The organism is Streptomyces sp. NPDC006393, assembly GCF_040628575.1.
In the GTDB taxonomy this organism is placed as follows: domain Bacteria; phylum Actinomycetota; class Actinomycetes; order Streptomycetales; family Streptomycetaceae; genus Streptomyces.
In genome coordinates, this window is record NZ_JBEXZD010000006.1 from 105,314 (window position 1) to 119,031 (window position 13,718).

Annotated in this window: 11 protein-coding genes; 10 read left to right on the forward strand and 1 reads right to left on the reverse strand. The window is 70.8% G+C overall.

Annotation, left to right across the window (positions count from 1 at the left end):
* The first annotated feature begins 14 nt into the window (after positions 1-14).
* The 9 genes from ftsW to ABZ484_RS05035 all read left to right on the forward strand — a co-directional run bounded on the left by ftsW (position 15) and on the right by ABZ484_RS05035 (position 8,693).
* Entirely contained in the window at positions 15-1,505 is a 1,491-nt protein-coding gene (ftsW, locus tag ABZ484_RS04995) for a putative lipid II flippase FtsW (RefSeq protein WP_358864491.1), read from the forward strand.
* Positions 1,506-1,511: 6 nt separating this feature from the next.
* A complete protein-coding gene (gene murG / locus ABZ484_RS05000; RefSeq protein ID WP_358864492.1) occupies positions 1,512-2,600 on the forward strand; it encodes an undecaprenyldiphospho-muramoylpentapeptide beta-N-acetylglucosaminyltransferase in 1,089 nt (362 codons plus the stop codon).
* 28 nt (positions 2,601-2,628) lie between these two features.
* Entirely contained in the window at positions 2,629-3,423 is a 795-nt protein-coding gene (locus tag ABZ484_RS05005) for an FtsQ-type POTRA domain-containing protein (RefSeq protein ID WP_358864493.1), read from the forward strand.
* A gap of 287 nt (positions 3,424-3,710) precedes the next feature.
* A complete protein-coding gene (gene ftsZ / locus ABZ484_RS05010; RefSeq protein ID WP_358864494.1) occupies positions 3,711-4,913 on the forward strand; it encodes a cell division protein FtsZ in 1,203 nt (400 codons plus the stop codon).
* A complete protein-coding gene (pgeF, locus tag ABZ484_RS05015; protein ID WP_358864495.1) occupies positions 4,910-5,641 on the forward strand; it encodes a peptidoglycan editing factor PgeF in 732 nt (243 codons plus the stop codon). Before ftsZ ends, pgeF begins: the two co-directional genes overlap by 4 nt.
* Before the next feature lie 6 nt (positions 5,642-5,647).
* Positions 5,648-6,367: a YggS family pyridoxal phosphate-dependent enzyme gene (locus ABZ484_RS05020; RefSeq protein ID WP_358864496.1), complete on the forward strand. Its 720-nt coding sequence runs from the start codon at positions 5,648-5,650 to the stop codon at positions 6,365-6,367.
* A 127-nt stretch (positions 6,368-6,494) separates the two neighbouring features.
* Positions 6,495-7,136, forward strand: coding sequence for a cell division protein SepF (gene sepF / locus ABZ484_RS05025; RefSeq protein WP_358864497.1), 642 nt, complete (start codon positions 6,495-6,497; stop codon positions 7,134-7,136).
* A 50-nt stretch (positions 7,137-7,186) separates the two neighbouring features.
* On the forward strand, positions 7,187-7,477 hold the full coding sequence (locus ABZ484_RS05030; protein WP_030167740.1) for a YggT family protein: 291 nt from the start codon (positions 7,187-7,189) through the stop codon (positions 7,475-7,477).
* Positions 7,478-7,529: 52 nt separating this feature from the next.
* Positions 7,530-8,693: a DivIVA domain-containing protein gene (locus tag ABZ484_RS05035; protein ID WP_358864498.1), complete on the forward strand. Its 1,164-nt coding sequence runs from the start codon at positions 7,530-7,532 to the stop codon at positions 8,691-8,693.
* A 200-nt stretch (positions 8,694-8,893) separates the two neighbouring features.
* Here the strand turns inward: ABZ484_RS05035 and ileS are convergent, their stop codons facing one another.
* Positions 8,894-12,040, reverse strand: a complete 3,147-nt coding sequence (gene ileS / locus ABZ484_RS05040) for an isoleucine--tRNA ligase (RefSeq protein ID WP_358864499.1) — start codon at positions 12,038-12,040, stop codon at positions 8,894-8,896.
* A gap of 669 nt (positions 12,041-12,709) precedes the next feature.
* On the opposite strand from ileS, the gene ABZ484_RS05045 reads away from it, so the two are divergent.
* Positions 12,710-13,663, forward strand: coding sequence for a TraR/DksA family transcriptional regulator (locus ABZ484_RS05045; RefSeq protein ID WP_358864500.1), 954 nt, complete (start codon positions 12,710-12,712; stop codon positions 13,661-13,663).
* Positions 13,664-13,718 lie beyond the last annotated feature (55 nt).

A 13,718-nucleotide genomic window follows, 5' to 3' on the forward strand; every position in this document is an offset into this window, starting at 1 on the left:
CCGCGGAGGTGGAGATGGCCGCTAGCCCCGGCAGCCGCACCGGGCGGCCCCCCGTGCGGCGGACCGGCGCACGGCCCGCCGCCGGCCGGGGCGCGCCCGACAACCCCGTACGCCGGCTCGTCACGCGCGCCCGCAAGGCCTGGGACCGTCCGCTCACCGCGTACTACGTGATTCTCGGCGGCAGCTCGCTGATCACCGTGCTGGGTCTGGTGATGGTCTACTCGGCCTCCCAGATCACCGCGTTGCAGATGGCGCTGCCGGGGTCGTACTTCTTCCGCAAGCAGCTGCTGGCGGCCGCCATCGGCGGCGGGCTGCTGCTGGCCGCCGCCCGGATGCCGGTGAAGCTGCACCGGGCCCTGGCCTACCCGATCCTGGCGGGCGCGGTGTTCCTGATGGCACTGGTGCAGGTGCCCGGGATAGGGATGTCGGTCAACGGCAACCAGAACTGGATCGCGCTGGGCGGCTCCTTCCAGATCCAGCCCAGCGAGATCGGCAAGCTGGCGCTGGTGCTGTGGGGCGCCGACCTGATCGCGCGCAAGCAGGAGAAGCGGCTGCTGACCCAGTGGAAGCACATGCTGGTGCCGCTCGTCCCGGTCGCCTTCATGCTGCTCGGCCTGATCATGCTCGGCGGCGACATGGGCACCGCGATCATCCTCACCGCCATCCTGTTCGGCCTGCTGTGGCTCGCGGGCGCGCCCACCCGTCTCTTCGTCGGCGTCCTGTCGGTCGCCGCCCTGATCGGCCTGGTCCTCATCAAGACCAGCCCCAACCGCCTGGACCGGTTCGCCTGTGTGGGGTCCGGCGACGTCACCAAGTGCTGGCAGGCGGTGCACGGCATCTACGCCCTCGCCTCCGGCGGACTCTTCGGTTCCGGCCTCGGTGCGAGTGTGGAAAAATGGGGGCAACTCCCCGAGGCCCACACCGACTTCATCTTCGCCGTCACCGGTGAGGAACTGGGCCTGGCGGGGACGCTGTCGGTGCTCGCCCTGTTCGCGGCTCTAGGCTATGCGGGCATCCGCGTGGCCGGACGCACGGAGGACCCCTTCGTGAGGTACGCCGCGGGAGGAGTGACCACCTGGATCACCGCTCAGGCGGTGATCAACATCGGTGCGGTGCTCGGTCTGCTGCCGATCGCCGGCGTCCCCCTCCCGCTGTTCTCCTACGGGGGATCCGCCCTGCTGCCGACCATGTTCGCCATCGGGCTGCTGATCGCCTTCGCGCGGGACGAACCCGCTGCGCGGGCGGCGCTTGCCATGCGGCAGCCTCGCTTTGGTAGAAAGCGGGCGGGAGGCTCCGCGGCCGGCCGGAAGTCCGGACGCAAGCCCGACCGGAGTGCCGGCCGGAAACCCGGCCGTGGCTCCGGCCGGGAGCCCGGCGGGGGATCGGGCCGTGGCTCGGGCCGGGTGTCCGGTGCAGGATCGGGCCAGGGGTCCGGCCAGGGGCCTCGGAGATGGAACACGATGCGACGGCGTGCCTCGGCGGCGCGTCCGTCCGGAGAGCGGTGAATTTCGGTGCATGTCGTACTCGCCGGCGGAGGTACCGCGGGCCACATCGAGCCCGCGCTCGCCCTCGCGGACGCCCTGCGCAGGCAGGACCCGACCGTGGGAATCACGGCCCTGGGCACGGAGCGCGGCCTGGAGACCCGGCTCGTACCCGAGCGCGGCTACGAGCTCGCGCTGATCCCGGCGGTGCCGCTGCCGCGCAAGCCCACCCCTGAGCTGATCACCGTCCCGGGCCGGCTGCGCGGCACGATCAAGGCCGCCGAGCAGATCCTGGAGCGCACCAAGGCCGACGCCGTGGTCGGCTTCGGCGGCTATGTCGCCCTGCCCGGCTACCTCGCCGCGAAGCGGCTCGGCGTGCCCATCGTGATCCACGAGGCGAACGCCCGCCCCGGCCTGGCCAACAAGATCGGCTCGCGCTACGCCGCCCAGGTCGCCGTCTCCACCCCGGACAGCAAGCTGAGGAACGCCCGCTACATCGGTATCCCGCTGCGCCGCGCCATCGCCACCCTGGACCGGGCCGCCGTACGCCCCCAGGCGCGCGCCGCGTACGGCCTGGACCCCAACCTGCCCACACTGCTGGTCTCCGGCGGCTCCCAGGGCGCCCGCCGGCTCAACGAGGTGGTCCAGCAGGTCGCGCCCTGGCTCCAGCAGGCGGGCATCCAGATCCTGCACGCGGTCGGGCCGAAGAACGAACTGCCGCAGGTGCACCAGATGCCGGGGATGCCTCCCTACATCCCGGTAAGTTACCTGGACCGGATGGACCTCGCGTACGCCGCGGCCGACATGATGCTCTGCCGCGCCGGCGCGATGACCGTCGCCGAACTCTCCGCCGTCGGGCTCCCGGCCGCCTACGTCCCGCTGCCCATCGGCAACGGCGAACAGCGGCTGAACGCCCAGCCGGTGGTGAAGGCCGGCGGAGGACTCCTGGTCGACGACGCGGACCTCACCCCGGAGTGGGTGCAGCACAATGTCCTGCCCGTGCTGGCCGATCCGCACCGGCTGTACCAGATGTCCCGTGCCGCCGGGGAGTTCGGCCGCCGGGACGCCGACGACCTGCTCGTCGGCATGGTGTACGAGGCGATCGCCTCGCGCCGTTAGGACCATATGACCGAAGGGGCTTGAGAGCGTGGCCGGACCGACGACCGCCGAGCGCGGTGAACGCCAGCAGGAGTCGTCCGGCCCGCCCCTGGTCCGCCGGTTCAGGCCGCCGCGCCTTCGTACGATCGTCATCCTGGCTCTGGCCCTGCTGCTCCTCGCCGCCGGCTCCCTCTGGCTCCTGTACGGCTCCGCGTGGACGCGGGTGGAGCGGGTGTCCGTCTCCGGGACACGGGAGTTGACGCCCGCCCAGGTGCGCGCCGCCGCCGCGGTCCCGGCGGGGGACCCGCTCATTTCCGTCGACACCGACGCGGTCGCCGCCCGGCTCCGTCGTCAATTGCCCCGAATTGACACGGTTGACGTCACACGTTCATGGCCGCACGGAATCGACCTGAAAGTGGTCGAACGTACCGCGGTCATGGTGGAGGAAAAGGGCGGAAAGTTCATCGAAGTGGACCGCGGCGGCGTCCGGTTCGCCACGGTTTCGCAGGCGCCGAAAGGCGTGCCCGTCCTGGAATTGTCGCTTTCCCGCGACGGCTCGGCGGCGGCGAGCCTGCGGCGCTTCGACGAGAGCAGGCTCGTGCGCGAGGCGGTCACCGTCGCCGGAAGGATCCCGGCGGCCGTCGCCCGCGAGACCCGGGTCGTCAAGGTCCGTACCTACGACGACATCTCGCTGGAGTTGAGCGGTGGCCGCACCGTCGCCTGGGGCAGCGCGGAGAACGGCGCCGAGAAGGCCCGCGCGCTCACCGCGCTGATGAAAGCGGCCCCCGGTGCGCGGCACTTCGACGTCAGCGTCCCCACCGCCCCTGCCTCTTCGGGGAGTTGACGCACATCCGCGCAGGCCAGCACCCTGGTTGGGCAGCGCTATGCCTGATCACATAGGGTGAAAAGAAAAACGGGAGGTTCGGCGTGTTCGTTGAACGGGCGCCACTTGTCGACTTAGTGTCCTGTTCAGAAGACTTCAGGGAACAGACACACTGGTAACCCTAAACTTCAGGGTTAGGGTTCGGGTCGGCACTACGGACCGTCCCATTCGGCATCAGTCGTCGGACCGCGAGGCAGCAGTGCTTCGACGATTCGGCGACACGTAACTCGAGGCGAGAGGCCTTCGACGTGGCAGCACCGCAGAACTACCTCGCAGTCATCAAAGTCATCGGTGTCGGCGGCGGTGGTGTCAATGCCATCAACCGGATGATCGAGGTCGGTCTCAAGGGCGTCGAGTTCATCGCCATCAACACCGACGCACAGGCGCTGTTGATGAGCGACGCCGACGTCAAGCTCGACGTCGGCCGCGAACTCACCCGCGGACTCGGCGCCGGAGCCAACCCGGCCGTCGGCCGCAAGGCCGCCGAGGACCACCGCGAGGAGATCGAGGAGGTCCTCAAGGGGGCCGACATGGTCTTCGTGACGGCCGGTGAAGGCGGCGGCACCGGCACCGGCGGCGCGCCGGTCGTGGCCAACATCGCGCGCTCGCTGGGCGCCCTCACCATCGGCGTGGTCACCCGCCCGTTCACCTTCGAGGGGCGGCGCCGGGCCAACCAGGCCGAGGACGGCATCGCCGAGCTGCGCGAAGAGGTCGACACCCTCATCGTCATCCCCAACGACCGGCTGCTGTCCATCTCGGACCGCCAGGTCTCGGTCCTGGACGCCTTCAAGTCGGCCGACCAGGTCCTGCTCTCCGGTGTCCAGGGCATCACCGACCTCATCACCACGCCCGGCCTCATCAACCTCGACTTCGCCGACGTGAAGTCGGTCATGTCGGAGGCCGGTTCGGCGCTCATGGGCATCGGCTCGGCCCGCGGCGACGACCGCGCGGTGGCCGCCGCCGAGATGGCGATCTCCTCGCCGCTGCTGGAAGCGTCCATCGACGGCGCCCGCGGCGTGCTGCTGTCCATCTCCGGCGGGTCCGACCTCGGCCTGTTCGAGATCAACGAGGCCGCCCAGCTGGTCAGCGAGGCCGCCCACCCCGAGGCCAACATCATCTTCGGCGCGGTCATCGACGACGCCCTCGGCGACGAGGTCCGGGTCACCGTGATCGCGGCCGGCTTCGACGGCGGCCAGCCCCCGGCCCGCCGGGACAACGTCCTCGGTGCGACCACGCCCGCGCAGCGCCGCGAGGAGCCCACCCCGGTACGGCAGTCCGAGAGCCGTCCGACCTTCGGCTCGCTGGGCAGCGTGACCCCGAAGGAGGAGCCGGAGCCCGTGACCCCGGAGCCGGTCAACGAACTCCCGGTCTCGCCGCCGGTCCCCCCGGCGCCGCGGAGCTACTCGGACAGCGCGGCCGAGGAACTGGACGTACCGGACTTCCTCAAGTGATAGGACAGCGCGACACCGTGAACGGCGCGCACTTCGCCTTCACCGACCGGTGGGGCGGGGTGAGCGCCGTTCCGTACGAGGAGCTCAACCTCGGCGGCGCGGTCGGCGACGACCCCGGCGCCGTACGCACCAACCGCGAACGGGCGGCCGGCTCCCTCGGACTCGACCCGGCTCGGGTGGTCTGGATGAACCAGGTGCACGGGACGGACGTGGCCGTGGTGGACGAACCCTGGGGAACGGCGGCCGACATCCCGTCCGTCGACGCGGTCGTCACCCGCCGGCGCGGGCTCGCCCTCGCCGTGCTCACCGCCGACTGCACCCCGGTGCTGCTCGCCGACCCCGTCGCCGGGATCGCCGCCGCGGCCCACGCGGGACGGCCCGGGATGGTGGCCGGAGTGGTTCCCGCCGCCGTGCGCACCATGGTCGAACTCGGCGCCGAGCCGGGCCGGATCGTCGCCCGCACCGGACCCGCGGTGTGCGGCCGGTGCTACGAGGTGCCGGAGGCGATGCGCGCCGAGGTGTCCGCCGTCGAACCTGCGGCGTACGCCGAGACGAGTTGGGGCACGCCGGCCGTGGACGTGAGCGCCGGGGTGCACGCGCAGCTCGAGCGCCTCGGGGTGCACGACCGGGAGCAGTCGCCGGTGTGCACGCGGGAGTCGAAGGACCACTTCTCGTACCGCCGCGACCGCACCACCGGCCGGCTCGCGGGCTATGTCTGGCTGGACTGATGGGGCATGACGGACCGTAGGGAAGAAATCGCCGGGAATCTGGCGAGGGTTGAGGAGCGCATCGCCGCCGCGTGCGCGGCCGCGGGGCGCCCGCGTCAGGAGGTGACCCTCATCGTGGTCACCAAGACCTACCCGGCCGCGGATGTGCGGATCCTGTCCGAACTCGGTGTGCGCCATGTCGCCGAGAACCGCGACCAGGAGGCGGCGCCGAAGGCCGCCGAATGTGCGGATCTGTCCCTCAGTTGGCATTTTGTCGGTCAACTCCAGACCAACAAGGTGCGATCCGTGGTGGGTTATGCGGATGTCGTGCAGTCCGTCGACCGTTCCCGGCTCGTCACCGCGCTCTCGAAGGAGGCCGTACGGGCCGGGCGCGAGGTGGGCTGCCTGATCCAGGTCGCCCTGGACGCGGGTGAGAGCGGCCGGGGGGAGCGGGGTGGCGTGGGACCCGGCGGAATCGAAGAGTTGGCCGACCTCGTCGCCCGTTCCGAGGGGCTCCGGCTCGACGGGCTGATGACCGTCGCGCCGCTGACCGGCGAGTACGCCGGACACCAACGGGCGGCGTTCGAACGGCTCATGGATTTGTCGACCTCCCTGCGCGGGAGCCATCCGACTGCCACCATGGTCTCGGCAGGGATGAGCGCGGACCTCGAACAGGCCGTGGCCGCCGGAGCGACACACGTACGCGTCGGCACTGCGGTACTCGGAGTCCGCCCCAGGCTCGGGTAACGTCGCCAGGAAGTCGGACCACAGCAGAAAATATGGTCAATACCGCCGAAGAAGGCGCAACGACCTCGTGGATCGCGGGGACTTGGCGGTCGTCAGCGGATCCACCACAGAGCGGAGGACTCAGAGCATGGCCGGCGCGATGCGCAAGATGGCGGTCTACCTCGGCCTCGTGGAGGACGATGGGTACGACGGCCGGGGTTTCGACCCCGATGACGAGTTCGAGCCCGAACTGGACCCGGAGCCCGAGCGGGACCGCCGACGGCACGAACCGTCGCATCAGTCACTTGGGACACACCAGTCACAAAGGGACGAACCGGTACGCGTGGTGCAGCCTCCGGCACCCCGCGAACCCGTGTCCCATTCCACTTCGCTTCCGGCGGAATCGGGGCGTCCGGCGCGCATCGCGCCCGTGGCGTCCATCACACAAGAACGCGCAAGCCTGGAGAAGAACGCACCGGTGATCATGCCCAAGGTCGTGTCCGAACGTGAGCCGTACCGGATCACCACGCTGCACCCCCGGACCTACAACGAGGCCCGTACCATCGGGGAACACTTCCGTGAGGGCACCCCGGTGATCATGAATCTCACTGAGATGGATGACACAGACGCGAAGCGACTTGTCGACTTTGCCGCCGGATTGGTGTTTGGTCTTCACGGCAGCATCGAGCGGGTGACGCAGAAGGTGTTTCTGTTGTCGCCTGCTAACGTCGATGTCACGGCGGAGGACAAGGCCCGCATCGCAGAGGGCGGGTTCTTCAACCAGAGCTGAGACACAGACCGGACGACAGGCACGGAACAGGGGAGAGGGAAGCACCGATCATGGGCGTGGCCATGGAGGTTCTCTACATCGCGCTGATGGTGTTCCTCATCGTGCTGATCTTCCGGCTCGTCATGGACTACGTGTTCCAGTTCGCCCGCTCGTGGCAACCCGGCAAGGCGATGGTGGTCGTTCTTGAGGCCACCTACACTGTCACCGATCCACCGCTGAAGCTTCTGCGGCGGTTCATCCCGCCGCTGCGTCTCGGGGGCGTGGCGCTCGACCTGTCCTTCTTCGTACTGATGATCATCGTCTACGTCCTGATCGCCATCGTGGGGAACCTGGCGACGTGACAGTGGACGATACGGTCTTGCCGACTGCCGATGACTACGTTGAGGTGAAGAGATGCCGTTGACCCCCGAGGACGTGCGGAACAAGCAGTTCACGACCGTCCGCCTCCGAGAAGGCTATGACGAGGACGAGGTCGATGCCTTCCTCGACGAGGTCGAGGCCGAGCTGACCCGTCTGCTCCGCGAGAACGAGGACCTGCGCGCCAAGCTGGCCGCGGCCACCCGCGCCGCTGCGCAGAACCAGCAGAACATGCGCAAGCCCCCGGAGCAGCAGGACCAGCCGCAGCATCCGCAGGGCGGTATGCCTCAGCAGGGCGGTATGCCTCAGCAGGGTGGCATGCCTCAGCAGGGCATGCGAGGTCCGGGCGCTCCGGTTCCCGCCGGGATATCGGGCCCGCCGCAGCAGCAGATGGGTGGCCCCATGGGTGGCCCGCCCCAGCTGCCGAGCGGTGCCCCGCAGCTGCCCGCCGGCCCCGGCGGACAGGGCCCGCAGGGTCCCGGCCCGATGGGCCAGGGTCCTGGTCCGATGGGCCAGGGTCCGATGCAGGGCCAGATGGGTCCGGGCCCGATGGGCGGCCCCGGTCCCATGGGCGGTCCCGGCCCGATGGGTCAGGGTCCCGGTGGCGACAGCGCCGCGCGCGTCCTGTCGCTGGCCCAGCAGACCGCCGACCAGGCGATCGCCGAGGCCCGTTCCGAGGCCAACAAGATCGTCGGCGAGGCGCGTTCGCGTGCCGAGGGCCTCGAGCGCGACGCCCGCGCCAAGGCCGACGCGCTGGAGCGGGACGCGCAGGAGAAGCACCGCGTCGCGATGGGCTCCCTGGAGTCCGCCCGCGCCACGCTGGAGCGCAAGGTCGAGGACCTGCGCGGCTTCGAACGCGAGTACCGCACGCGCCTGAAGTCGTACCTCGAGTCCCAGCTGCGCCAGCTGGAGACCCAGGCCGACGACTCCCTGGCCCCGCCGCGCACCCCCGCGACGGCCTCGCTCCCGCCGTCCCCGGCGCCCTCCATGGCCCCGGCCGGCGCGAGCGCCCCGTCCTACGGCGGCAACCAGACGATGGGCGGCTCGCCCGGCCCGTCCGGCCCGTCCTACGGCGGCCAGCAGCAGATGTCCCCGGCGATGACCCAGCCGATGGCACCGGTACGCCCGCAGGGCCCGTCTCCCATGGGCCAGGCGCCGTCCCCGATGCGCGGCTTCCTCATCGACGAGGACGACAACTGAGGACCCCCTGAGGGTTCCTGCGACAAAGGCGTCGGCAGCCTGCACGAACGGCCCCGGAGGTGAAACCTCCGGGGCCGTTCGGTCTGTTCTTTCGGGGGCGCGGGGAACTGCGCGAAGGGGGTCCGGGAGCGGAGCCCCCGGGGACGGGAAGGGCAGGGGCGGCGGGGGCGAACACCCTTGGGCGCCCGCCCCGCCGGAACTCACACCTTGCGCAGACGGAACGTCAGCGACAGCCCCTCGTCGGTGAACGCGGCACCGTAGGTGTCGTCCGCCTCGCCCTGCGCGAAGTCCGTCGAGAGAACCTCCTCCGCGATGAGCCCCGCGTGCTCGGACAGCGCCGAGATCACCGCCGGGTCCGTGGACACCCACCGCAGCGCGATCCGGTCCGCCACATCCAGCCCACTGTTCTTGCGAGCCTCCTGGATCAGCCGGATCGCGTCCCGGGCCAGGCCCGCCCGGCGCAGCTCCTCCGTGATCTCCAGATCCAGCGCCACCGTCGCACCCGCGTCGGACGCCACCGACCAGCCCTCACGCGGAGTCTCGGTGATGATCACCTCGTCCGGCGCGAGCGTGACCGTCTCACCGTCGACCTCCACCGACGCCGTGCCCTCCCGCAGCGCCAGCGACAGCGCCGCCGCGTCGGCCCCGGCGATCGCCTTGGCCACGTCCTGCACCCGCTTGCCGAACCGCTTGCCCAGCGCCCGGAAGTTGGCCTTCGCGGTGGTGTCCACCAGCGACCCGCCGACCTCGCTGAGCGACGCCAGCGAGGAGACGTTCAGCTCGTCGGTGATCTGCGCGTGCAGTTCCCGGTCCAGGGACTCGAAGCCGGCGGCGGCCACCAGCGCCCGCCGCAGCGGCTGACGGGTCTTGACGCCCGACTCCGCGCGGGTGGCCCGGCCCAGCTCCACGAGCCGGCGCACCAGCACCATCTGCCGCGACAGCTCCGGATCGATGGCGGTCAGGTCCGCCTTCGGCCAGGAGGACAGGTGGACGGACTCCGGGGCGCCCGGGGTGACCGGCACGATCAGGTCCTGCCAGACCCGCTCCGTGATGAACGGCGTGATCGGCGCCATCAGCTTCGTCACCGTCTCGACGACCTCGTGCAGCGTGCGCAGCGCCGCCTTGTCGCCCTGCCAGAAGCGACGGCGCGAGCGGCGCACGTACCAGTTGGACAGGTCGTCGACGAACGCGGACAGCAGCTTGCCGGCGCGCTGGGTGTCGTACGCCTCCAGCGCCTGCGTGACCTGGTCGGTCAGCGCGTGCAGCTCGCTGAGCAGCCAGCGGTCGAGCAGCGGGCGGTCGGCCGGGGCCGGGTCGGCCCCGGACGGCGCCCAGTTCGACGTACGGGCGTACAGCGCCTGGAAGGCGACCGTGTTCCAGTACGTCAGGAGCGTCTTGCGGACGACCTCCTGGATGGTGCCGTGGCCGACCCGGCGGGCCGCCCACGGGGAGCCGCCGGCCGCCATGAACCAGCGGACCGCGTCCGCGCCGTGCTGGTCCATGAGCGGGATCGGCTGCAGGATGTTGCCCAGGTGCTTGGACATCTTGCGGCCGTCCTCGGCGAGGATGTGGCCCAGGCACACGACGTTCTCGTACGACGACTCGTCGAACACCAGCGTGCCGATCGCCATCAGCGTGTAGAACCAGCCGCGGGTCTGGTCGATGGCCTCGGAGATGAACTGCGCCGGGTAGCGGCTCTCGAACAGCTCCTTGTTCTTGTACGGGTAGCCCCACTGCGCGAACGGCATCGAACCCGAGTCGTACCAGGCGTCGATGACCTCCGGTACGCGCGTGGCCGTGCTGCCGCAGCCCTCGTGCGGGCAGGCGAAGGTGACCTCGTCGATGAACGGCCGGTGCGGGTCCAGGCCCGACTGGTCGGTGCCGGTCAGCCGGCTCAGCTCGGCGCGGGAGCCGACGCAGGTGAGATGGCCGTCCTCGCAGCGCCAGATCGGCAGCGGCGTGCCCCAGTAGCGGTTGCGGGACAGCGCCCAGTCGATGTTGTTGTTCAGCCAGTCCCCGTACCGGCCGTGCTTGACGGTCTCCGGGAACCAGTTGGTCTTCTCGTTCTCCTGGAGCAGCCGGTCCTTGATCGCCGTGGTGCGGATGTACCAGGACGGCTGCGCGTAGTACAGCAGCGCGGTGTGGCAGCGCCAGCAGTGCGGGTAGCTGTGCTCGTACGGGAGGTGCTTGAAGAGCAGGCCGCGCTGCTGGAGGTCCTCGGTGAGCTTTTCGTCGGCCTTCTTGAAGAACACGCCGCCGACCAGCGGGACGTCCTCCTCGAAGGTGCCGTCCGGGCGGACCGGGTTGACCACCGGCAGGCCGTAGGCGCGGCAGACCTTGAGGTCGTCCTCACCGAAGGCGGGGGACTGGTGGACCAGACCCGTACCGTCCTCGGTCGTCACGTACTCGGCGTTCACCACGTAGTGCGCCGGCTCGGAGAACTCCACCAGCTCGAACGGACGCTGGTACGTCCAGCGCTCCATCTCGGCGCCGGTGAAGGTCTGGCCGGTGGTCTCCCAGCCCTCGCCGAGCGCCTTGCCGACGAGCGGCTCGGCGACGACGAGCTTCTCCGTGCCTTCGGGGCCCTTCGTGGCGACGACGTAGGTCACCTCCGGGTGCGCGGCGACCGCCGTGTTGGACACCAGGGTCCAGGGGGTCGTCGTCCACACCAGCAGTGCGGCCTCGCCGGCCAGCGGGCCCGAGGTGAGCGGGAAGCGGACGTAGACGGACGGGTCGACGACCGTCTCGTAGCCCTGCGCCAGCTCGTGGTCGGACAGTCCGGTGCCGCAGCGCGGGCACCATGGGGCGACCCGGTGGTCCTGGACGAGGAGCCCCTTGCCGAAGATCTCCTTCAGCGACCACCAGACGGACTCCACGTACTCGGGGTCCATGGTGCGGTAGGCGTCGTCGAGGTCGACCCAGTAGCCCATGCGGGTCGTCAGCTCGGCGAAGGCGTCGGTGTGCCGGGTCACGGACTCGCGGCACTTGGCGTTGAACTCGGCGATGCCGTACGCCTCGATGTCCTGCTTGCCGGAGAAGCCCAGCTCCTTCTCCACCGCCAGCTCCACGGGCAGACCGTGGCAGTCCCAGCCGGCCTTGCGGGCCACGTGGTAGCCGCGCATGGTGCGGAAGCGGGGGAAGACGTCCTTGAAGACGCGCGCCTCGATGTGGTGGGCGCCCGGCATGCCGTTGGCGGTGGGCGGGCCCTCGTAGAACACCCATTCGGGGCGGCCCTCGGACTGCTCCAGGCTCTTGGCAAAGATCTTCTGCTCGCGCCAGAAGTCGAGCACCGCGTGCTCGAGCGCGGGCAGGTCGACCTGGGCGGGCACCTGGCGGTACTGCGTCATCGATCTTCCTCCGGCGGACGTACTGCCTTCCGTCGGAGGGACGAGAGCGTCGTGCTTCCACGCCGTGTGCGGCGCGCTCCCGCGGTACCACCCTCCTTGGCTCCCCGGTGCGCCCTACGCTCCGGCGAGCCCCCTCATTGGGGTCGCGATGCCGGTTCTACTGGCCCCCGCGGTCTCGCTGGGGTGTTCTTCCGGCGGCTCCGGGGTGATCTTCACGTCGCGCTCGCCCCCGGGCTCACACCGTCCCCGGGTCGCTCTGGGCTGCGTACGCCGCTACTCGTCCCCATCCACGCTTCTCGCTCCGCCCAGTGTACGGCGCCCCGGGGACAGCGGCCGACCGGTTTTCGCGCGCGGGGCGGCGAGGAGGCGGCGCGGGGCCGGCGGGCGGCGCGGGGACCGCGCGCCGGGCGTGCGGGGCGCGCGGAGGGCGGGGCCGGCGGGGATGTGCTCGGTGACCCGAACGGCGAGGTGCGCCGGGTTCGGATCGTAGGACCTGCGGCTGGTCGGATTACCCGGCGAAGAGCTGGGCACAACGCATGCATGCCGGCCGAGCGGTACGCGCGAGGCGGGCGAATCGGGCGGCGTGCCCCGTTGCCGCGGGACTCGAGTCGATTTATCGTCCCAGCACGATTCGCGAGCAAGATCACAATATGTGAAGGGGCCGCGGCCATGGTGGCGAAGAAGACCGCCGAGCAGTCGGCGTCCGGCAGGTCCCGGGGTTCGGGCGCCTCCGTCGGTGCGGCCAAGGACGTGAACGGGATGCCGAGCACCCGCGCCGCGTCCACGGCCGCGAAGACGACGCAGGCGACGAAAGCGACGAGGACGAAGCCGAAGACCACGAAACCCGCCGTGAAGCCCGCCGCGAAACCCGCCGCGAAGAGGGCGGCGGAGAAACCCGGGCCGGAGGAGACGCGCGCGCAGGACACCCCGCACCGCAGCCCGCGCGCGAAGACCACCGGCGGCAAGAAGACCCCCGGGACCTCCGCGCGGCAGCCGGACTCCGGGTCGACGGCATCCGAAACGGCGGCGAAGGGCGCCGCCGGCACCCGCGCGCGGGGTGGGGACGGCGCCGGCGCGGGCAGGAAGAGCACGGGCAAGAAGGCGGGCGCGGCTCGGGCCGCGAAGCAGACGGGAGCCACGACGGTGGTTGCGAAGAAGACTCCTGGCACGGCCACGGCGGCCACGACCGCCGTCCCCAAGGCACGCGTCGCCGCGGCGGTGGAGCCGGGCGACCTCGCGGTGCGCCCCGGCGAGGACCCCTGGACCCCGGAGGAGGTGGCGGAGGCCCGCGCCGAGCTGGAGTCCGAGATGGAGCGGCTGAGCACCGAGATCAGCTCGTCCGAGGCGTCCCTCGCGGGGCTGATGCGGGACTCCGGCGACGGCGCGGGCGACGACCAGGCGGACACCGGGGCCAAGAACATCACGCGCGAGCACGAGATGGCGCTCGCCGCCAACGCGCGCGAGATGCTCGTCCAGACCGAGCGCGCCCTGGACCGGCTGGACGCGGGCACCTACGGTCTGTGCGAGAACTGCGGCAACCCCATCGGCAAGGCCCGTATGCAGGCCTTTCCACGGGCCACCCTGTGCGTGGAGTGCAAGCAGAAGCAGGAACGCCGGTACTGAACCGGGTACGGGACGTGCCGTACTCTCGTCCTCAGTCAGGTACCTAGGTTGAGGG

Bases quoted from the DNA above. Each gene is read 5' to 3' on its own strand.
- ftsW (WP_358864491.1), top strand. From the start codon at position 15: ATGGCCGCTAGCCCCGGCAGCCGCACCGGGCGGCCCCCCGTGCGGCGG.
- ABZ484_RS05020 (WP_358864496.1), top strand. From the start codon at position 5,648: ATGACGGACCGTAGGGAAGAAATCGCCGGGAATCTGGCGAGGGTTGAG.
- sepF (WP_358864497.1), top strand. From the start codon at position 6,495: ATGGCCGGCGCGATGCGCAAGATGGCGGTCTACCTCGGCCTCGTGGAG.
- ABZ484_RS05030 (WP_030167740.1), top strand. From the start codon at position 7,187: ATGGGCGTGGCCATGGAGGTTCTCTACATCGCGCTGATGGTGTTCCTC.
- ABZ484_RS05035 (WP_358864498.1), top strand. From the start codon at position 7,530: ATGCCGTTGACCCCCGAGGACGTGCGGAACAAGCAGTTCACGACCGTC.
- ileS (WP_358864499.1), bottom strand. From the start codon at position 12,040: ATGACGCAGTACCGCCAGGTGCCCGCCCAGGTCGACCTGCCCGCGCTC.
- ABZ484_RS05045 (WP_358864500.1), top strand. From the start codon at position 12,710: ATGGTGGCGAAGAAGACCGCCGAGCAGTCGGCGTCCGGCAGGTCCCGG.